The sequence below is a fragment of the Pseudomonas sp. 2995-3 genome (assembly GCF_002742565.1).
Classification (GTDB): domain Bacteria; phylum Pseudomonadota; class Gammaproteobacteria; order Pseudomonadales; family Pseudomonadaceae; genus Aquipseudomonas; species Aquipseudomonas edaphica.
In genome coordinates this window covers 155,309-175,007 of record NZ_LJSB01000176.1, presented here as the reverse complement: position 1 = coordinate 175,007, position 19,699 = coordinate 155,309, and the positions used below count along the sequence as shown (strand labels likewise).

Below are 19,699 nucleotides of genomic sequence, written 5' to 3'. Positions count from 1 at the left end.
TCAATCAGCGGTTAAGCAGCTCAGCATACAGTTGCACGTAGGCCTCTCCCATCGAACGAGAAGTAAAAACCTGCAAATAGCGTTCTCTGGCAGCCTGACCGTAACGCGTAGCCAGAGACGGCGACTCCCACAGCGTACTCATTGCAAGTCGCATTGCAAGTGCATCACGCGGAGGGACTACCAGACCAGAAACTTGATGCTTATTAATGTAACTAGTACCTGTGCCTATTTCGCTGCATATCATCGGCTTTCCAAACATAGCCGCTTCGAGCAGGCTGATACCGAATGCTTCAGATCGCAAATGTGACGGAAATACCACAGCATACGATGCTTCAAGCAAATTTACTTTTTCTTGCTCGGAAACCTGCCCGATAAAATGCACGTTGTGCAACTGTTTGTCGGCAGCCATCTGCATCAACTCTTGCTCCAACGGCCCTGCTCCAACCACCAATAAAGGCCACTCGGTACCCTCTATGGCACGAAGCAAGAACTCCAAGCCCTTGTAGTAACGCAGCACACCAACAAAAAGAAAGAAGCGCCCATAACGTTCGCGTAACTTCGCCACTTCGCCCGCATCAGACTCCGGATACATCGACTGTTCCAAGCCGATAGGAATGGCCGTCGACTTATCTCGATAGCCTGCTAAAACAGGTGAGCTTTCGAGGTAATTTGGACTTGTCGCAACAATCGCATCTACACTTTTTAAAAAAGCACTTTGAAGCGGACTGTACACACTCTTCAGAAACTTCTGCCGAACAATGTCAGAGTGATACGTGACCACTGACGGTTTCTTGGAACGCGTTGCAAAATGAACCAGGTCCATAAAGGGCCAGGGAAAATGATAGTGCACAATATCGGCCGATTTAGCCAGACGTGCAAAAACCTTAAAGGCCGAAAAAGAAATCCCGGTGGACGCCAGGTTAAAATTTTCTTTTGCCTGCACTAAGTCATAATCTAGCTCTTGTGTAGAAGACGAACTTTCTTTGGCTAACGAAAGCACCACATTTTCACACCCTTGCTTGCTCGTAGCATGAGTTAAGTGACGGATAAACATCTCAACACCGCCATGCTGGTCGGCGGCAAAGGTTTTGTAAAAATGTAATATCTTCAAAAAAACACCTATTTAGAGAACGGTGGATCTTATTAAAAAATAAGAGATGGCGCATGCCTCCACCGTTACTCGAATACTAATTAACCGACAACGACTACTTAACCTTTACACTTATTTCCAGCGGCTTGACATTCTTAGCCTCAAACCACACCACACCCTCTTGCAACAGGCCCGCCTGAAGGACATAAGTACCTGCTGCTTTGGGCGCCTCGACTTTCAATTGCATCGTTACTTGCGAACCCGGCTTTACAGGCTCAGCAAACAACGTCCGATCACCGTCTTGAACCACCAGTTTTCTATCAGCATCCAACCAGTGGTAGGCCGCCACGACAGGATCTTTAGCTGCTTTGGAGTCCCAGGTGGCCGTGCTCGTATTTTTAACGGTAAACGGCACAGCAAAAGTGCTGCCAGCTGATACGTCCAACGTCGATTGCGGCACGCTATATTGCGCGGCGAACATGGTTTCTGGCTTGCTATTATCACATGCGCTCAGTGCGGCTACACATGTCATTGCCAATGCAATCTTACCTAGTTTCATCATAACTACCTTGTGAGTGATTTTTTCCAGCTTCCACGTAGACCTGAATAGTCTCCCGCGCACAGCGAGCCCATGAGAAGCGATTTGCTTGAACCGTGCCAAAATGGGCCATCTGCGCATTTTGGGTCGGGTCCTCAAGTAACTCCGAGATTGCCAGTGCCAGTGCTTGCGAGTCACCTACTTGAAAAAGCTTGCACGCCCCTTCGGCGAATTCAGCCATCGAGGTACCCAAGCCACAGATGACAGGCACACCACTGGCCATCGCCTCCAGCACTGGCAAACCAAAACCTTCATATATAGAGGGGTAAACAAAGGTTGCCGCCCCGGCGTATATAAAGGGTAAATCGTGAGAGCTGACGAATTGTAGAAACTTCACGTCACCTCTAGCTTGCATCGCCATGACCCGGCTCATTAATTCAGCATTGCGCCAACCTGGTGCACCTGCGATCACTAATGGCCAGTTATTACGCACGGCTGATGGCAACTGCTCCCATGCATCCAGCAACACTGATAGACCTTTGCGCGGTTCAATAGTGCCGACAAATGCCAGATAGCGACCATGTACCAGTCCATACTTGGATAACACCGATACGGTGTCATCTGCCGAACGCGGCATAAACCGAGCATCGGCCCCTAAATAAATAGCCCTGACCCGGTCTGAAGGCACACTGAACTGTTCGATCAGTTCTGCGCGCACCACCTCTGAGTCGGCAATCACAAAATCGGCTCGATCAAGGGTTCGTGGTAGCTGCCGACTCAGCCATGCCACCCGTTCTGCAGGGTGGAACTCCGGGTGCCGGATAAACGACAAGTCGTGCACCGTGGTCACACTTGGGCCGTCATGGGGTTTTAAGATAAAGTTGGGTTCGTGATATATAAAGTCTTTACGACTCCGGCAACCCCGTTTGAAGCGTGTATTTGACCAGGTCGACTTCAACCGGTAAGTCAAAGGCATAGAACGCAACACCTTGCGCAACTGAGCCTTCCATAAGCGGGTAGAACCGCTATGCAGCACAGGCTCAGGCGCCTGCCCCATACTGGCTAAAACTTCCTTCGCGTCTGAAAACCGATCGCCGTTAAAACAATCCACCGCCTCAATATCCGACAGTGTCTGAAACTCACGCAAAAGATTGAGAGTGTAATTGCCTATGCCGGTCAATGGCGGACGCAGCGACTCGCTCCCCATCAGTACTTTCACTGCTCGGCTGCCACACGGATACGCCAGTCAACCAACAGCGACATCAAGGTTTCCTTCAAAGGAATCTTCTGCTGCCAGTTCAAGACGTCACGGATACGCTCACAGTCACCGACAGCAAACGGAATGTCCGAAGGTCGCAGACGTTGCGGATCCAACTCTACCGTAATGCTAACGGCACTTTGGCTGATCATTTCGTCCAGAATGTCGCGAATTTTACGTGCCTGCCCGGATGCGATATTAAACAGTCGCGGATGCCCTTGAGCGTCATTGAGTTCTAACAACTGAACATAAGCCGCACAGACGTCTCGCACATCCAGGAAATCGCGACAGGCATCGAGGTTTCCTACTTGCATGACCGGCGCTTGCTTTCCACCTTCGATCAAAGCGATCTGCCTGGCAAACGAGGCAGTCACGAAGTCCGGCGATTGTCCAAGCCCGATATGGTTGAACGGGCGCGCAATGACACCGCGTACGCCCTGCTTGAAATACTGTTCGAAAGCGAGCTCTGCCGCCAACTTGCTGGCCGCATAAGGATTCATCGGCAAGCACGGGCTGCTTTCATCCAACGCAACGCCAGCCTTGAAAGCTTCACCATAGACTTCGGAAGAACTGGCGAACACCACAAATGCGTCAGGGGCCTGTTGCTTGATCGCTTCGAGCAAATTCAGGCTGCCAATGACGTTGGTATTCCAAGTCAACAACGGGTCGCGAAAACTGGTCGGCACGTGGGAAATGGCGGCCAGGTGAATAATATGGGTAGGTTTAATTTGTCCGAGCGTAGTGGCGCAGGCGCTGGCATCTCGAATATCCAACACAACCTGTTCTACACCCGCACGCGGTGACGGGCTGGCATGAGTACAGGCACAACTTACTCGATAACCTGCTGCGAGAAGCTGATCCAGCAGTACTTTACCGACAAAGCCGTTAGCTCCAGTCAACAGAACATGTTTCAACGCTTACCACCTTTGTCCTGAACAACATAAATAGGACGAAGCGGGTTCTAACAAGAACCCGCTCGTTTAGGACGCTGATAATGGCGTCCTATTGGCCTCAGAACGAAAAGCCTTGCTCGTTACGACGCAAGTCTTCCTGAACCATCATTCGGCACAGCTCTTCCAGGCTGGTTTTTGGCTCCCAACCCAGTACTGCCTTGGCTTTTGCAGGATCGCCAATCAACAGCTCAACTTCAGCCGGGCGGTAGAACTTCGGATTGACCTGAACCACAGTCTTGCCGCTGGCTGCGTCAATAGCGTGCTCTTGGTCACCCTCGCCTTTCCAGTCGAGGTTAATATCAACTGCCTTGAATGCCAGCGACACGAAGTCACGTACGGTTTCAGTACGGTTGGTCGCCAGAACGAAGGTATCCGGCTCGTCGGCTTGCAGCATGCGCCACATGCCTTCAACGTATTCCTTGGCAAAACCCCAATCGCGCTTGGCGTCCATGTTGCCCAACTCAAGGACGTCCAGCTTGCCCTGAGTGATCTTGGCCACGGAGTCGGTGATCTTGCGGGTTACGAACTCACGGCCACGTAGCGGCGACTCGTGGTTGAACAAGATACCGCTGGCACCAAAGATGCCATAGGACTCACGGTAGTTAATGGTCATCCAGTGCGCGTACAACTTGGCGACGCCATAGGGGCTGCGTGGATAGAACGGCGTGGATTCGATCTGCGGGATCGCTTGAACCTTACCGAACATTTCCGAGGTAGACGCTTGGTAGAAGCGAACTTTCGGGTTAACAATGCGAATGGCTTCCAGCAAATTGACAGCGCCCAGGCCAGTGATCTCGGCAGTCGTCATCGGCTGGTCGAAGGACACGCCCACGAAGCTCTGTGCAGCGAGGTTGTAGACCTCGGTAGCTTCGGTGGTCTGCAGCAAGCGAATGCTGGAGGACAGATCGGTCAGATCGTATTCGACCAGGTGCAGGTTAGGGTGCTGGGTAACACCCAGCTCATCCATGCGCCAGAAGTTGACCGAGCTGGTACGGCGGTAAGTGCCATACACGGTATAGCCTTTTTCCAGCAACAGCTGAGCAAGGTAGGCACCGTCTTGGCCGGTGATGCCGGTGATAATTGCTTTTTTCATAAAACTCCCCATCGAAAATAAAATCCTTAACGAGCGAGGCCGGTGGCCTGTTCATACCGTGGTGATGAAGACAGCCCAGCACCCGCTCTATCCGAAAATATGCACACACCAGCAAGCTGTGCGCATACCAAAGAATCGACTGTGTTACCCCAACAAGAACCCGCCGGCAAAATTGCCCCATGAGTTTTCTTGGGCGTGCGCAATAGAATTTTGTTCAAGCGTTACATAAAGCTCAGGGCGGGAGAGCACTTCAATGATCCCCGCCGATATTGCTTTTACATTCGGCTGAACTGTAAATGCCACCGCGCGAACCTCATCGAAAATCTCAGCATCTGAAACAATCAAGGGAAGCCCTACGCACATACAATCGGCAGCGGTAGCACTCCCTCCCTCATTGCTTTGCTCATAAGGCAGTACGGCAAGATCGGCCTTAGCCAACTCGGCCAGCACCACGTCCTTGTCCAAAAAGCGGGTATCCAGCCTGATCGCATCCGCCAGTTTCAGCCGCTTGATTTCTGACTCACATGCCATCACTTCGCTTTCGGAATCCTCGCTAGGATACAGCGCGCATTGAATGACTAACTGCGCCCCAGGGAATTTCTCCAGCACATCGGGCATTGAACGAATCAAGGACACAACACCTTTGTGTCGACGCAAAAACCCGGTGGTGACGATGACCGGCGGTTGCAGTCTCCAATCCCGAGGCGCCAAGCCTTGGGCACGTGCGCCCTCTTTGAACTCCATGGCCAATGGTACTTTTTCCAACTGCACCCCTACGGCTTTGGCTTGAAGGACTTCTGTGGTGCGGTGCGAAAACAAAGTAACACCCAGCGCATTGAGCCTGCGCATAACGGCGGCTGTCTCATCAACGAAGTTATGCACAATGACAGTGACGGCAACACCATTAGACTTAGCGGCCTTGGCAAAATCAATAAGCATTTCAGACGGATAGTAGCCAGGGTGATACTGAATCACCAGATGAGTGGCTTGCCATTCCAGCAATCGCTGTAATGCTCGCGGATCAATGCGGCTGCTGTTCCAAGTAACGTTATCGAAGAACCAGACGGTATCAACGGGAATATCAAGACCGGAAAGTGTCGGCTTTTCATTCGCCGCTTCAGCTGCCAGCAAAAAGTTGGAAACCCCGCGCGCCTGATAAACCGCTATCAACTTTCTAGTGTATTCGCCAATCCCGCACTTGAGACCTACAGTGCTTAAGTGAGCCACCCGAATTGCGCTGGCTTGGTCCGTCGAAGACAGCAGGGCCACGCCCTGTTTACGCAGGTGAGTCGTGCGTACTGTTTTGCCCAGCGCCGGAGAGATAGCCTCCCAGGAAAAGCGCTCTTTTACGACACGACGATTTTCTTCGCCGCCCGCCGCCAATGCCTCGGGGTCGTTCAGTACGCGTCCAAGCAGAGCACTGACGCCTGCACGCTCGGCCAGGTAAATCCCATCGGTACTTATCGACGTTATACCGCGCGCGCCAGTAGGTGTGGTAACCACAGGCAAGGCCGCCGACATGAAGTCGAACATCTTGATGTTGGTACCTGAGCCGGAAAACATCGGGTTGATCGCAACATCACTGGCATGCAACCAGCGAACTTTGTCTTCTTCTTCAAGAAAGCCAATGGAACGAACGTTTTTCGGTAGTTTTTGCGGCAGCTTGCTGCACACGCCGCCTCCGATGGCAAACAAGCAATCTGGGTGCTCGTGCGCTAACTCCTCGACGATAAACAAGCCTGCTTCAATGTTGGGCGCGTAATTGCTCCCAATAAAAAAAGCTACTTTTTCGTCAGAAGAAAGGCCCAGCGCCTGACGGGCAGCCGCTTTCTGCTGTTGGGTCGGCGGCTGAATCACATCACTGAATACGCCATTGGGAACCAGCTTCAGCTTGCTCGCACGCCAGCCGAAGCGCGTAACGAAACCGTCGATATCTTCCTGCGAGCACGCGAGGACAATATCAGCACGATCACCCACCAGCTTTTCGGCACGAATAACTTCGTCCAACACGCTTTTTTCGAACGGGCGGTTCAAATCCAGCAATTGGGAGCGCAGCTCCGACTCAACGTTCTGCGAGTCATAAATAACCGTCTTACCGGCCAGTCGGGCATCGCTGACAAGCGGTGCAATCCAGGGATGGGAGAAGACAACCACTTCGGCCCACTCGACTGCGTCAAATACTTCCTGCAGATACTCTGGAGACAAATGGCCCTGCTGAGGGAACAGCATATCGATGACGGTCTTGCCACCTGCCTGCCGAGCCGACTCGGCTGCCGCAGCATGGTGCTCGGCACTCAAAGGCACATCAATCTCTTCAAACGTTGGGGTGATGCTATGGCGGCGGTACTTCTCACCTGGCCAATCATACGAGCCAATGTAGCGAGCCTGTACGTCTTCACCCAACGCGTGGTAGAGACCCAGCAATCGCAGTCTTCCGCCGCCAACCGCCGGGATAATCGGTTGCATATCAAGCACTGCAACTTTGAGCGGTGTTTTGATGTTCACAACCGGCGTTTTTATCTCCGGGAAACCTGCGCGCAACAAACTACCCGAGACTGTTTTCCAGTTGATGCTGGAAACACGTTCACGACCCGCGTTGCCCATGCGTGCCGCAAGTGTGCGGTCTTGCCAAAGGCGCTCAAACGCATCGCAGACTGACTGCGGCTCAGGCGCACAAACAAAACCTGACACCCCATGCTCGACAAACACCTGAGGCTCGCCGGAGTCTGTACACGTGATGACAGGCTTGCCGGATGTAAATGCCTCCAGAGTGATGTAACCGTAGTCTTCCCTTATCGGCAGGAACGGAACGGCCAAAGCACCCGCGTACAAACGCTTGAGCGTTTCGTCGTCCACTCGCCCCGCAAATTCGATACGTGAGTCGCCGGCAGCGAGGTCACGAAGCTGCTGCTCGGCATCCCCCATCCCGGAGATAATCAGTTTCATAGGCAACGAAGAGCACTTGATCGCCTTGATCGCCAAGTCGACTCGCTTCCATGCATGCAGGCGACCTGGCATATAGAAATAGTCGCCGGTACCTGCGTTATAAAGCCCATCCAAATCCATCGGAGGATGAATAACTTCGGCATCATAGTTGTTCCACTCAACCAGACGCTTGGAGACTTCGGTACCAATGGAAAAGCGTTGCTTGATCTGGGCAAGCGCTTTGTTGTCTTCTTGATGAATCCAACTTTGCTGCGCCTTTAGTTCCTCACCAGCATGAGGGAAGACATCAGCAAACATGTCATAGAAAACCCTGACCGTGTGCACCAGATACAGCACATGATTAGGGTGACTCGCCGCATAGGAAGGCGCCTTGGTCGAAATCACCAAGTCGTAGGCGCTCAGGTCCAGCTCAGCAAAGTCCCGATACCCCTGCTGAATGCCTTCGAAAGTAGACTCATCGACAGGCAAACATACCAGTTCTGCGTCACAGCCCTGATCGAGCAAGGCCTTGAGCAAGCCGGAATTGAAACGTTCTGCGCCACCGGCCACACCCGAGCTTGATGCAGGTGCTAATACGGCCACTTTTTTGCCGTAATAGTCCTTATCTATAAAGTCCAGCGACGTGATCTTTTCCATCGGAACATCGCTCGGGAGCGCTGAAGGCGCCTGCTCGTTTTTTTTCTGCGGAGGATGAAAAGGCGCACTGACAGAAGGCGTCATGTCCGGGCGAATAAGCCCGCGATGACGCGCAAATTGCAGAAGGTGTGCATGAATGCGTGGGTAACGCTTAAGTAATGCACTGGCCGGTTTACGCAAAGCTGGCACAGCCAGCAGAAAACGAATCAGGAAGGCAGTGCCCTTGCGCGTGACCAACTTCAACACACGGACCGGAAGCATCAACGTCCAACGCAGCGCGCGGGTAATTGCACGCATCGGCCAAGTGATGCGCCAGGAGGTACTGCGGCGAAGCTCACTGACCAGTTTTTCATTGGCCATTGCCTGAGCGTACCAATGGTGAGCATTGGCCAAAGCGTCATCCAGAGACTTGCGTAACTCTTCCTGGGAAGCCTCGATCGCCCCTGCTTTCTGATACCAGGTATAGGCATCATGCAATGCGGCATCCAGACGTTGCTTGGCGTCATGCAACTGTGTCTCAAGGCTAGATGTGTGGCCTGCATGGCTGGCCAACTCGTCACTGAGATTTTGTTTGTGATGTTCCACAACCAACAGTTGCTCAGTCAACGCCTCAATTTGCTGCCCTAAGTGACTCGGATGACCCTCAAGGTATTCGACCTGAGCCAGTGCACTGATCGCCTCTATCCGCACAGCGTCGCGCTCAGCTTCCAACTCGCTGGCGCGAGCCTGGAGCCCTTGAATCTGCGTCTCCAGATTCAAACGCTGTTGCTGTTCGAATTCAAATTGACTGGTGAGCTTTTGATGGATTTTGTACAGGTCAAGCAACTCACTGGTTGCTTGACGTGACTGCTCGCGCAGCAAATCGTTCGCAGACTCTGCCGCGGATCGTTTGATCTCCGACTGAGCCGCTCGATTGATACTTTCGCGCAACGACAGCTCTGTTTCATGGCTGCGCCGTTCAGCCGATTGAATTCTCAAGCCCGCGTCCTGAAGCTGAAGGCGCAGTTGCTCTGCGACAGCTTCTACATAAATCGCGCGACGCTCGGTTTCTTTCATCCCCCCCTGAACATCCAGAGCAATCTCGGCTACCCGCTCCACCCGGGCCCGAACTCTCTCAAGCTGCAATTCCATATCCTGACTTTTCCCTAAAAATTGCCCACCTAAATCTCGGATACGCCCACTGTGCAGGTCTATTGCCTCTTCAATGGCTTGCATCCAAAACTCTTCCGTTTTTTCCGGATTCCCATCTAACGGGTCTTCAACCAGAGCATCCAGATGCTCCAGCATCAGCCGAAAACTCCATTGCTGCACAGGCACCGCCCACATACCCGCCGCCCAGCTACGGAAAGGCTGTGGCAAATTGAACGGCGTAATTGAAACTTGCCTCATGGGTGCAGGATCGGCAACGTGCCCCGTTGCCAGTTCATGTACGAACACGAGGAAAGCGAGATAGACATTGTGTGGCCATACACAGTCTTTGAACTCCTGCGATATGGCACCATAATCAATCAATCTTGCCTGGGATGATCCAGAAACCAATATGTTCCAGGAACGGACATCGCTGTGGCATAACCCGAAAGACTCGAGCGTCACGAGTTGTTCCAAAATGTCCCTGAGAATGGCTTTCCGGTCGAGCGCCGGTTCCGCCAGTAACTCAAGCAGCAGACGGCCAGGAAAACGCTCCATGACAACCCAGCCCTCTTCCTCTCCTTCCAGGATGACAAGAGATTGAGCAACCGGATAACCCGCAGGCGGATTGCTCAAGAAGATTTTTTCTCGAAGAAATTCAAGACGGTTGTGTTCTTCGCGCGGCCCAGTAAAACGGTAGAGCTTTGCAATTTCTTTCGGGCCAAAAAAGTAGCGCCGACTGCCTTCATGGGTGTTGTTGGCCAGCGCGTGCGACTCATTGCTCCATGTATCAAACTGGCCAGCCTTATCCCCGATGACCCAATAGCAGTTGCTAGCCACATAAAGCGGGCGTTGCACCGTCGTAAGGTGCGTTTTGCAACGAATAACCTCACGAACGAAATTCAACGAATCGAGTAGAGAGCGAGGGTCCTCTGGCTGCGAGGCGGCCCAAAAAAGATCACCTTCCTGCAGCGCAATTTCCAGTATCAGAGCACCCGATACACTGGCTGCATATTGGAAAAGACGCTTAACCTCATCAATGCCACGCTCATGAATAACGTGATGAAAAACGCTGAGCCCTAAAATAAGGTCATATTGACCAGGTTGCAGCCGATCAATGACGTCTTCGACTCGCCCTACTTCGAACGTTGCATCCAATTGCGGGTTTTCTTCAGCGAGCGCAGTACACACCGCAACGTTTTTATCCAGGAAGTCGACGCCCAGCACGCTCGCGCCACGACTGGCGAGGTTCAGGCTGAAAAAACCTTGTGCACAACCAAGGTCCAGAACCCTCAATGGCCGGCCAATGACGTTCTGCAGCGCATCATAAATGCCCAGGATGACTTCTAGTCGGTCCGCGCAGGGACGAGAGGCGTGATCCGCGAAGTCCGAGTGGCCGAAGATAGGCTGATAGACCTCAGGTAGCTGCGCCACCAAACTTTCAATCATGCTTTACAACCTCAATTTCAGAAGCGCCTGGATATTCCACATTAAACGTAGCCGCCATGTCTGCTATCCCCCAAAACTGGATAGCCCGGCTAACTTTCAGCATTATTGAGTCATAACGCCTATCCAATGGCACCAAGTCTCCTATCGACGGATCACCCGACGATATCCCAAAAGAAACGAGAAAATCACCCGCATTCAGGCTCAGTGACAGCGAGAATTTAAAAATCCTTACATCGCCCGCCTTGACGGAGATTAACGCCTGGCCTCGGCTTGAAACGAACGAATTCGTTCCGTACAAAAATATACCTTCCAAGGTTTTTATCAGGAACCCGGGGACGACACTTTCAAAGTCCGAGTCAAAGCGGACTTTAAAATAAAAGTCGCAGTGTGAATTACTTTCGATATGTGAAGGGAAACGCTCGTTATCAACGACCAACAAATAATCAATAATCGCCGCGCCACCATGCCCCCAACGATACTCGGCTGGGTTATAGCCTCCGCGCGTTGCAAAGACGTCTTCCGTGGCAGTGAAGTCGTTCTCGGCAAGCACTTGGGTGACCACATCTTGTTCCTGCGAGTCGGTTTTCTTCTTGCCGAACAACTCATCCAAGTAGTGATTGGTCACATCCCGTGAAGGCCCGTCAAGTTTTATGCGGCCGTCTTTCAGAAGAATCGCCCTCTCACAATGTCGAACCACGTCATCGGCACTATGAGAAACCAAAATAAGGGTCATCCCTTCTTCTCGATACTGCTTGATTCGCTTGAAACACTTTGCTTGAAAGTAGCTGTCCCCTACGGAGAGGGCTTCATCCACTATCAACAAGTCAGGACGAAACGCTGTAGAGACCGCAAACGCAACGCGCATCTGCATCCCGCTGGAATACGTCCGCACAGGTTCATCGAAGTACTCACCCACTTCGGCAAACGCTTCGATGTCGTTCATAGCTTCGGTAATCTGGGCAACGCTAAAGCCCATCAAGCCCGCAGAATGAAACACATTCTGGCGACCGCTCAACTCCGGGCTGAAGCCCATGCCCAACTCAAGGATCGCAGCAATGCGACCATTGACCTGAACACTACCTTCCGTTGGCTGCAACGTTCCGGTAATCATCTTCAACAGCGTCGACTTGCCGGCGCCATTTTGCCCGACAATACCAATGGACTCACCAGGCTGGATCGTAAAACTCACATCCTTCATCACCCAGTGTTCTTCAGTGGGCTTGATGGGCAAGCCGAACCAGCGCCCTACGCGTTGGAACTCAGAGGCATAGACCCGGTACGACTTACCCAGTTGATTGACTGTTAAAAGGCTCATAATACGTCCACCATTTCAGGTGCCGCGCGCCTGAACATAACAAGCCCTAACAGCAACAGCAGAACAGCCACCAGCCCAGGCACTATGAGCCCTTCGACATTGGGCATCCGCGAATACACCAGCGCATCGTGAAACGCAGTGGCAATAGGATACATGGGGTTGAAGGCCATAAAGCCTTTAAAATCTTCAGGAATAATAGTGGCTGGGTACACTATCGGCGTCAGCCAAAACCACGCCTGCATGACAATGGGCACGACTTGCCCAGTATCACGAACAAAAACATTGAATATGCCTAATACCAAACCAATCCCCACCGCCAGAGCAGTGACAATGACGGTCAAAGGGATAATCCAAAACAGCTGCAGACTCAGTTTTTGCCCAAACAAGGCAAACACAAGTAATAAAGCCGCAAACAGCAGTAGATAATTTAACAAGCAGGAACCCACCACAATCACTGGCAATGTGATACGCGGGAAACGCATCTTTTTCATCAGGTTACCCTGATCAATAAAGAGCGTGAGACAGCGGCCGACGATCTCAGAAAACAAACTCCACGCCAAGATGCCAGCCATCAGGTACAACGCATATGAGTATTTATTATCAATACCCGGCAACTTAGCCGCCAGCACGTTGGACAGCACCAGCGCATAAATCGCCACCTGCGCCAGCGGGTTAATAATCATCCACAGCCCACCCAAGCGACTCCGGGCAAAACGGGCAACGAACTCGTTACGAATGGACGACCAAACGAAGCCCCGGTATTCCCATAGGCTTCTAAACAACCCCAACATCGCTGACTCCTGAAAAAAGTCAGGCGTATGCCTGACCTGCTGCAAACCCTACTCTCGGTTTTGCACCTTCATGCAAAGCATCCAAGGCGCAAAACACGAGCCATCAGCAAACCTCTAAAGGCGCATTAGTCAGACACCGGCCCGACCGTAGATATCTTCAAACCGAACGATGTCGTCCTCGCCCAAATAATCGCCACTTTGCACCTCAATCAACACCAGATCGATAACCCCTGGGTTCTCCAGGCGGTGTGTATGACCAGCGGGAATGAAGGTTGATTCATTTGTATTGAGCAAAAACTCACGATCGTTGTTAACCACGCGCGCCATACCGCTCACTACAATCCAGTGTTCACTGCGATGATGGTGCATTTGCAGCGAAAGCGATGCCTGAGGCTTAACCACGATTCGTTTGATTTTGAAGCGCTGATCCTCTTCCAAGGTCGTGTAAGCACCCCAAGGGCGTCGGACCGTGGTGTGATCAAGGTGTGCGCCATGACCATTTTTCTTCAACTGAGCCGTGATCGCTTTGATGTCTTGTGCATGATCTTTATGCGCGACCAGCAGAGCATCCGGCGTATCGACGATGATCAGATCCTCAACCCCAACCAAGGCGGTCAAGCGACGCGGGCTACGCACATAGTTGTTGTTGGCACCGTGAAAAATCGCCTCGCCCTCAACGCGGTTGCCCTGCTCATCTGCCGGCGACAACTCGCTCATGGCGTTCCAGGAACCGATATCACTCCAGCCGATGTCGCAAGGGACAGTGGCGACTTTGCTGGAGCGCTCCATCAGGGCGAAGTCGATGGAAATATCGGGAACCTTGGCAAAACTTTCAGGCTCCAGGTGCAGGCTGCGATGGCTGCTACCTGTCATCGTGCCGGAACCGGCCAGGCACAGGTCAACGGCACTGGACACATCCGGTGCGCACAACGCCATTTCTTCGATCAACGTGCCGGCGCGGAAACAGAACATGCCGGAATTCCAGAAATACTCGCCTGACGCCAAATAGCCTTGAGCTGTTTCCAGGTCCGGCTTCTCAACAAAACGCTTGACCTTGAAACCGCTGCCAACCGGGCTGTCGTTGTCTTTTTGGATATAGCCGTAACCGGTTTCCGGGTACTCCGGCTTGACGCCGAAAGTCACCAGCAAACCAGCTTTGGCCAGCTCGGTCGCAGCCGCAACCGCTTCTGCGAACGCCGCTTGATTATCGATCAAGTGATCAGCGGGCAGCACCAGCATGATGGCATCAGGCCCATGAGTCCGAGCAACTTCTTGAGCTGCCAAGGCAACGGCGGCGGCGGTATTACGCCCGAACGGCTCAAGAACAAAACTGAGATTCGTGAATTGGGGGGCTTGCGCGCCGTATTCGTCGAGCGTTTTGAAATAGAGGTCACGATTAGTGATTGTCAGTACTTCGCTGACCGCACCAAGAGCCAACGCCCGGCCGTAGGTTTTGCGAATCAGATTGCCGCCGTCCGGCAGTTCGATAAACGGCTTAGGATGTGCTGAACGTGAGACAGGCCACAGGCGGCTGCCTGCACCGCCGCAGATAATGACTGGAACAAGTGTCACATTGTACTCCTTTACGTACTGCCACCTCATTTCGACTGCCGCTCTCGCCCCCTCCGATGCGGCAGATTCGAATACAAAGTGACGTAGAGTCTTTCAGCTATAGAAGAGTCAAATCGCCGAAGCGTCTGGGGGATGAAATATGGTATTTTTCTTACAGAATAACCCGATCATTCTCAATTAAATGGTCATTTATGTCTAGAAAAACAGGGAATATTCCTACACGCAGAAGCCTTTTTGATCATTCCGCAGTGCCCGCGCGCCCAGAACATGTCACTTTTAAAACCCCACACCACCACACACATTCATAAAAGGCTCTGTAAAAACACGCAGCCCTGATCTAGAGCCTTCGCAACAGCTGTCGGTTTTCAGCCTGTAGCCCCGACTACACTGTTCATCGGAAATTTCCCTCAACAAATACGCACAAGCGTCGATAACCCCTGAAAGCCTTGCGGATTGAACAACCATGCGTAATAACCAACCCGTTACCCAGCGCGAACGTACCTTCCCCGCTCAGCAACGGTTGATCTCCACCACAGACGCCAAAGGTGTGATCACCTACTGCAACGACGCTTTCGTCGAAATCAGTGGGTTCACCCGCGACGAACTGGTCCGAGCGCCGCACAACCTGGTGCGTCACCCGGATGTTCCGTCGGCTGTGTTCGCGCACATGTGGTCCACGCTCAAACAAGGCTTGCCATGGATGGGCATCGTCAAGAACCGCTGCAAGACCGGCGATCACTACTGGGTTAACGCCTATGTGACGCCAGTCTTCGACGGCAACCAGGTGATCGGCTACGAATCGGTGCGCATCAAGCCCACCGCCGAGCAGATCCGCCGGGCCGAAGCGCTCTATCAACGCATCAACCAGGGCAAGTCCGCCGTGCCGCAGCGCGACAAGTGGCTGCCGGTGTTGCAGGACTGGCTGCCGTTTATCCTGGTCAGCCAGCTGAGCTTTATGATTGGTGCATCGCTCAATTCCCACTGGGGTTTTGCCCTGGCGGCGGGCCTGTCGGTGCCACTGGGCCTGCTGGGCCTGAGCTGGCAGCAGCGCGGCCTCAAGCGTTTGCTGCGTTTGGCCGAGCAGACCACGTCTGACCCGTTGATCGCGCAGATGTACACCGACAGCCGAGGCGCGCAGGCGCGGCTGGAGATGTCGATTCTCAGCCAGGAAGCGCGGCTGAAGACCTGTCTGACACGCTTGCAAGACACGGCTGAACACCTGAACGACCAAGCGGCGCAGTCCAATACCTTGGCGCATAACAGTTCCAGCGGCCTGGAACGCCAGCGTGTAGAGACCGAACAAGTAGCCACGGCGGTCAACCAGATGGCAGCGACCACTCAGGAAGTCGCCAGCCATGTACAGCGCACGGCGGACGCCACCCAGGAAGCCAATCGCCTGACCGGTCGCGGCCGCGACATCGCCGGGGAAACCCGCGAGGCGATCCAGCGTCTGTCGGTGGCCGTGGGCGAGACGGGTGTGACCGTCACCCAACTGGCCAAGGACAGCGATGAAATCGGCGGTGTGGTCGATGTGATCAAAGGCATTGCCGACCAGACCAACCTGCTGGCACTGAACGCGGCCATCGAAGCGGCGCGCGCCGGTGAGATGGGCCGAGGTTTTGCGGTGGTGGCTGACGAAGTTCGCCAACTGGCGCAGCGCACTGCCGAGTCCACCGGGCAGATCCATACGCTGATCGCCAAGCTGCAACACACCGCAGCGGCGGCCGTGCAAACCATGGACGCCGGGCATCGCCAGGCCGAAGAAGGTGTGGCGCGGGTGATGGAGGCGGATCAGGCGCTGGTGGGCATCAGTGAGGCGGTGGCCAATATCACTGACATGACCACGCAGATTGCCGCAGCTACCGAAGAGCAAAGCGCAGTAGCCGAAGAGATCAGCCGTAACATCAGCACGATTGCGCTGTTGGCGGACCAGACCTCGGAGCAGGCGATGAACTCGGCGCAATTGAGTGAGGAGCTGACGCATACGGCCAATACCCAGTATTCGCTGGTAGAGCGTTTTAACCGGTAAATCGCTATCGCAGGCAAGCCAGCTCCCACATTTGAAGGTATTCACAATTCAAAATGTGGGAGCTGGCTTGCCTGCGATGGGGCCCTAACAGGCGCCCAAAAACCCAGCAACCTTCACCGCAGCCGCCTCCAAATGCTGCTCATGACCAAACCCCGAAGCCTTCAACGGCTTCAAATCATGATCCCCCGCCACCAGCCACATCACCTCGATGCTCGGTGACAGCGCATACCCTTCCACCGCCGCCCGATTACCCAGCGCATCGCGCTCGCCCTGCACAATCAAAGTCGGCGTCTTCAACCCGGCCAGATGTTCGACTCGAGGTTTTTCCGGCTTGCCCACCGCATAAAACGGATAACCCAAACACACCAGCGCGTCAGCCCCCAGCTCATCGGCCAACAAACTGGCCATGCGCCCCCCCATGGACTTGCCGCCAACCGCCAGCTTCCCAGCGACATGACGTCGCACCTCGGCATACACCTCGCGCCAGCATTCGAGCAGTTTCGGCGCCGGGTTCGGCGGGCGTTTACCGTCGTCCACGCGGCGTTGAGCCATGTACGGGAACTCGAAGCGCAACACGTTCACGCCATGTCCGGCAAGGCGTGCAGCCATGTCGCCCATGAAGGCTGAGTCCATCGGTGCACCGGCGCCGTGGGCCAGGATCAGTGTCGCCGGCGCACGCGCGATAGACCCCGTCGCGGCATTCCACAACCAGCCATGTTCCCGTACACACTGCGCCCATTGATCCCCGTCAATACTGGCCTTGTGCTCTTTGCCCATGCTTGCCTCGCTTTTTAGTCTGCCTATAACTCCAGCCCAAGTGCCGCATTTGCTTGGGTTGAACCGTGGATGGGGAACCATGAACACTACTTTAAGTACCGCCTATAACTACAAGGTGGTCCGCCAATTCGCCATTATGACGGTGGTGTGGGGCATCGTCGGCATGGGGCTCGGGGTTTTTCTCGCCGCCCAATTGGTATGGCCTGCGCTCAACTTCGATTTACCCTGGACCAGCTTCGGCCGTTTGCGCCCGCTGCACACCAACGCGGTGATCTTTGCCTTTGGTGGCTGCGCACTGTTCGCCAGCTCGTTTTACTCGGTGCAACGCACCTGCCAAACCCAGCTGTTCGCGCCGAAAATCGCCGCGTTCTGCTTCTGGGGCTGGCAGCTTGTGATTGTGCTGGCCGCTATCAGCCTGCCACTGGGCTACACCACATCCAAGGAGTACGCCGAGCTGGAATGGCCGATCGCCATTCTTATCGCCGTGGTCTGGGTCGCCTACGGTGTGGTGTTCTTCGGCACGGTGATGAAGCGCAAGACCAAGCACATCTATGTCGGCAACTGGTTCTTCGGTGCGTTTATCATCACCGTGGCCATTCTGCACATCGTCAACCACGCGTCCCTGCCAGTGAGTTGGACCAAGTCCTACTCGGCCTATGGTGGTGCGACGGATGCGATGGTGCAGTGGTGGTACGGGCATAACGCGGTAGGCTTTTTCCTCACCGCAGGCTTCCTGGGGATGATGTACTACTTCGTACCCAAACAGGCCGAGCGTCCGGTGTATTCCTATCGCTTGTCCATCGTGCACTTCTGGGCGCTGATTACCCTGTACATCTGGGCCGGCCCCCACCACTTGCACTACACCGCGCTGCCGGACTGGGCACAGTCGCTGGGCATGGTGATGTCACTGGTACTGCTGGCACCCAGCTGGGGCGGCATGATCAACGGCATGATGACCCTCTCGGGCGCCTGGCATAAGTTGCGCAGCGACCCGATTCTGCGCTTCCTCGTGGTCTCCCTGGCCTTCTACGGCATGTCGACCTTCGAAGGGCCGATGATGGCCATCAAGACGGTCAACGCCCTCTCCCACTACACCGACTGGACCATCGGCCACGTACACGCCGGGGCGCTGGGTTGGGTAGCGATGATTTCCATCGGCGCGCTGTACCACATGATCCCGAAAGTCTTTGGCCGCGAGCAGATGTACAGCCTCGGCCTGATCAACGCGCACTTCTGGCTGGCCACCATCGGCACCGTGCTCTACATCGCTTCGATGTGGGTCAACGGCATCGCCCAGGGCCTGATGTGGCGTGCGGTCAACGAAGACGGCACCTTGACCTACTCCTTCGTCGAAACCCTGGTGGCCAGCCACCCTGGCTTCATCGTGCGGCTGGTGGGCGGTGCGATCTTCCTCAGCGGCATGTTGCTGATGGCTTACAACACCTGGCGCACCGTGCGTTCGGCGCAACCTGTCGAAGCCACTACCACTGCGCAGCTGGCCTGAGGAGTCGATGATGAAACACGAAACGATTGAAAAGAACGTCGGCCTGTTGATGCTGCTCATGGTGCTTGCCGTGAGCATCGGCGGCCTGACCCAGATCGTCCCGCTGTTCTTCCAGGACGTCACCAACAAACCGGTGGAAGGCATGAAGCCCTACACCGCGCTGCAGCTTGAAGGCCGCGACATCTACATCCGCGAAGGCTGTGTGCAGTGCCACTCGCAGATGATCCGCCCGTTCCGCGCCGAAACCGAACGCTACGGCCACTACTCGGTAGCCGGTGAAAGCGTGTGGGACCACCCGTTCCTGTGGGGTTCCAAGCGCACCGGGCCGGACCTGGCACGCGTCGGCGCACGTTACTCGGACGACTGGCACCGCGCGCACTTGTACAACCCGCGCAACGTGGTGCCGGAGTCGAAAATGCCAGCCTACCCATGGCTGGTCACGGCCCCGGTCGACAGCAGCCACACCGAGACCAAGTTGAAGGTGATGCGCACCCTCGGCGTGCCGTACACCGACGACGACATCAGTGGCGCCGTCGCCAGCCTCAAGGGCAAGACCGAGATGGACGCGCTGGTTTCGTACCTGCAAGTGCTCGGCACTGCCATCAAGAGCAAGAGGTGAG

13 protein-coding genes are annotated in these 19,699 nt (G+C 54.4%); 3 read left to right on the top strand and 10 right to left on the bottom strand.

Going from position 1 to position 19,699, the window contains the following annotated elements; translation table 11 throughout:
- Positions 1-4 precede the first annotated feature (4 nt).
- The 9 genes from AOA62_RS12830 to AOA62_RS12780 all read right to left on the bottom strand — a co-directional run bounded on the left by AOA62_RS12830 (position 5) and on the right by AOA62_RS12780 (position 14,769).
- Positions 5-1,111, bottom strand: coding sequence for a glycosyltransferase (locus AOA62_RS12830; RefSeq protein WP_218244122.1), 1,107 nt, complete (start codon positions 1,109-1,111; stop codon positions 5-7).
- Between the two features lie 94 nt (positions 1,112-1,205).
- Positions 1,206-1,649 (bottom strand): DUF2808 domain-containing protein, encoded by a 444-nt coding sequence (locus tag AOA62_RS12825; RefSeq protein ID WP_099548832.1) that lies wholly within the window; start codon positions 1,647-1,649, stop codon positions 1,206-1,208.
- A complete protein-coding gene (locus AOA62_RS12820; protein ID WP_143521826.1) occupies positions 1,636-2,847 on the bottom strand; it encodes a glycosyltransferase family 1 protein in 1,212 nt (403 codons plus the stop codon). The genes AOA62_RS12825 and AOA62_RS12820 overlap by 14 nt, the downstream gene beginning before the upstream one ends.
- A complete protein-coding gene (locus AOA62_RS12815; protein WP_099548830.1) occupies positions 2,844-3,800 on the bottom strand; it encodes a GDP-mannose 4,6-dehydratase in 957 nt (318 codons plus the stop codon). The genes AOA62_RS12820 and AOA62_RS12815 overlap by 4 nt, the downstream gene beginning before the upstream one ends.
- Before the next feature lie 97 nt (positions 3,801-3,897).
- Positions 3,898-4,932, bottom strand: coding sequence for a GDP-mannose 4,6-dehydratase (gmd, locus tag AOA62_RS12810; RefSeq protein WP_099548829.1), 1,035 nt, complete (start codon positions 4,930-4,932; stop codon positions 3,898-3,900).
- 144 nt (positions 4,933-5,076) lie between these two features.
- Positions 5,077-11,091, bottom strand: coding sequence for a glycosyltransferase (locus AOA62_RS32225; protein WP_218244120.1), 6,015 nt, complete (start codon positions 11,089-11,091; stop codon positions 5,077-5,079).
- Positions 11,084-12,406 carry an ABC transporter ATP-binding protein gene (locus AOA62_RS12790; protein WP_099548828.1) on the bottom strand — a complete coding sequence of 441 codons (1,323 nt, stop codon included), beginning with the start codon at positions 12,404-12,406 and terminating at the stop codon, positions 11,084-11,086. The genes AOA62_RS32225 and AOA62_RS12790 overlap by 8 nt, the downstream gene beginning before the upstream one ends.
- A complete protein-coding gene (locus tag AOA62_RS12785) occupies positions 12,403-13,197 on the bottom strand; it encodes an ABC transporter permease (protein WP_099548827.1) in 795 nt (264 codons plus the stop codon). The genes AOA62_RS12790 and AOA62_RS12785 overlap by 4 nt, the downstream gene beginning before the upstream one ends.
- 129 nt (positions 13,198-13,326) lie before the next feature.
- The gene (locus AOA62_RS12780) at positions 13,327-14,769 is read right to left on the bottom strand and encodes a mannose-1-phosphate guanylyltransferase/mannose-6-phosphate isomerase (protein WP_099548826.1); all 1,443 of its coding nucleotides are present in this window, start codon (positions 14,767-14,769) and stop codon (positions 13,327-13,329) included.
- 463 nt (positions 14,770-15,232) lie between these two features.
- On the opposite strand from AOA62_RS12780, the gene AOA62_RS12775 reads away from it, so the two are divergent.
- Positions 15,233-16,798 (top strand): PAS domain-containing methyl-accepting chemotaxis protein, encoded by a 1,566-nt coding sequence (locus AOA62_RS12775; protein ID WP_056861515.1) that lies wholly within the window; start codon positions 15,233-15,235, stop codon positions 16,796-16,798.
- 84 nt (positions 16,799-16,882) lie between these two features.
- Here AOA62_RS12775 and AOA62_RS12770 read toward each other — a convergent pair whose 3' ends face one another.
- On the bottom strand, positions 16,883-17,575 hold the full coding sequence (locus tag AOA62_RS12770; RefSeq protein WP_099548825.1) for an alpha/beta family hydrolase: 693 nt from the start codon (positions 17,573-17,575) through the stop codon (positions 16,883-16,885).
- A gap of 79 nt (positions 17,576-17,654) precedes the next feature.
- Between AOA62_RS12770 and ccoN the strand changes: the two genes are divergently transcribed.
- Together ccoN and ccoO are read left to right on the top strand one after the other, a co-directional pair.
- Complete coding sequence (ccoN, locus tag AOA62_RS12765; RefSeq protein WP_099548824.1) at positions 17,655-19,079, top strand: cytochrome-c oxidase, cbb3-type subunit I; 1,425 nt, start codon at positions 17,655-17,657, stop codon at positions 19,077-19,079.
- Positions 19,080-19,089: 10 nt separating this feature from the next.
- Positions 19,090-19,698, top strand: coding sequence for a cytochrome-c oxidase, cbb3-type subunit II (ccoO, locus tag AOA62_RS12760; RefSeq protein WP_017134815.1), 609 nt, complete (start codon positions 19,090-19,092; stop codon positions 19,696-19,698).
- Position 19,699 lies beyond the last annotated feature (1 nt).

Bases quoted from the DNA above. Each gene is read 5' to 3' on its own strand.
- AOA62_RS32225 (WP_218244120.1), bottom strand. From the start codon at position 11,091: ATGATTGAAAGTTTGGTGGCGCAGCTACCTGAGGTCTATCAGCCTATC.
- AOA62_RS12825 (WP_099548832.1), bottom strand. From the start codon at position 1,649: ATGAAACTAGGTAAGATTGCATTGGCAATGACATGTGTAGCCGCACTG.
- AOA62_RS12775 (WP_056861515.1), top strand. From the start codon at position 15,233: ATGCGTAATAACCAACCCGTTACCCAGCGCGAACGTACCTTCCCCGCT.
- ccoO (WP_017134815.1), top strand. From the start codon at position 19,090: ATGAAACACGAAACGATTGAAAAGAACGTCGGCCTGTTGATGCTGCTC.
- AOA62_RS12785 (WP_099548827.1), bottom strand. From the start codon at position 13,197: ATGTTGGGGTTGTTTAGAAGCCTATGGGAATACCGGGGCTTCGTTTGG.
- ccoN (WP_099548824.1), top strand. From the start codon at position 17,655: ATGAACACTACTTTAAGTACCGCCTATAACTACAAGGTGGTCCGCCAA.
- AOA62_RS12770 (WP_099548825.1), bottom strand. From the start codon at position 17,575: ATGGGCAAAGAGCACAAGGCCAGTATTGACGGGGATCAATGGGCGCAG.
- AOA62_RS12790 (WP_099548828.1), bottom strand. From the start codon at position 12,406: ATGAGCCTTTTAACAGTCAATCAACTGGGTAAGTCGTACCGGGTCTAT.
- gmd (WP_099548829.1), bottom strand. From the start codon at position 4,932: ATGAAAAAAGCAATTATCACCGGCATCACCGGCCAAGACGGTGCCTAC.